2 protein-coding genes are annotated in these 780 nt (G+C 64.1%); one reads left to right on the forward strand and one right to left on the reverse strand.

The window, feature by feature from the left end; all coding sequences use genetic code 11:
• Positions 1 to 216: 216 nt before the first annotated feature.
• Positions 217 to 528, reverse strand: coding sequence for a CII family transcriptional regulator (locus ABD104_RS30230; RefSeq protein ID WP_343928891.1), 312 nt, complete (start codon positions 526 to 528; stop codon positions 217 to 219).
• Between the two features lie 74 nt (positions 529 to 602).
• On the opposite strand from ABD104_RS30230, the gene ABD104_RS30235 reads away from it, so the two are divergent.
• A complete protein-coding gene (locus ABD104_RS30235) occupies positions 603 to 755 on the forward strand; it encodes a hypothetical protein (protein ID WP_343928892.1) in 153 nt (50 codons plus the stop codon).
• The last annotated feature ends 25 nt before the right edge of the window (positions 756 to 780 follow it).

The raw sequence follows: 780 nt of genomic DNA on the forward strand, positions 1-780 counted from the left end.
GGGGCGAACATAGTCAATTCGACCTCCCATACGCAAACGCCTTCCGAATCGCATGAAACCGCGCCTCAGCATCCGGATTCGTATCCAGCTCGGCCCGGCTCTGGATCCCACACTGCCGGCACAGCGCATCGCGGGCGGCCTGTTCGGTGTCGGCGCCGAGGTAGGCGCGGAACCTCGGGTTCTGGCCCATCAGGGCCGCGGTGGTGGATGTGCGCACTATTCGTCGTCCTCGAAAACAAGCTGATCGACGCCCTGCAGCTGGTCCATCCGCTGCTTGGCAAACGTGAACATCGCAGCCAGGGTTTGCTCGTCGTAGCAGCGGTACTCCTGCGGCGTGGCTTTGAGCCCGAGTAGCGCCAGGAAGCGTGCCCAACGCGCGATATCGCCGTCCTTCCAGCGCGAGACGGTGGACTCGTTCACGCCCAGTTGCTCGGCGATGCGCGCCTGCCCGACGGAGGCAAGCCGGCGCAACACCTCGCGCTCGATCTTGCGTGCCAGTGCGTCGATGGCGGCGGAAGATTCAGCCATGGATATCACCTGCTTCCCGGGGTACGTAGACCCCACAATCGACGCCCGGCCCGGCCGGCAGCGACACTCCGACCATGACCGAAACCGAACGACTGCTGGCCGAGGCCAGAGAGATATGCCTGCGCGTGCATGGGAGCGCGCCCGACGAGTTGGTGCTTGCTCTCTTCGAGAGGCTTTGCACCGAACAGGATCTGGCGCAGGGGTATGCGGGAGAAGCGCTGCATTAGGCTTTTCCCTGAATAGGCGAGGGTT

Source organism: Pigmentiphaga daeguensis (genome assembly GCF_039523035.1).
Taxonomy (GTDB): Bacteria; Pseudomonadota; Gammaproteobacteria; order Burkholderiales; family Burkholderiaceae_B; genus Pigmentiphaga; species Pigmentiphaga daeguensis.

Excerpts from the sequence above, each read along its gene's own strand:
- ABD104_RS30230 (WP_343928891.1), bottom strand. The coding sequence starts at position 528 with ATGGCTGAATCTTCCGCCGCCATCGACGCACTGGCACGCAAGATCGAG.
- ABD104_RS30235 (WP_343928892.1), top strand. The coding sequence starts at position 603 with ATGACCGAAACCGAACGACTGCTGGCCGAGGCCAGAGAGATATGCCTG.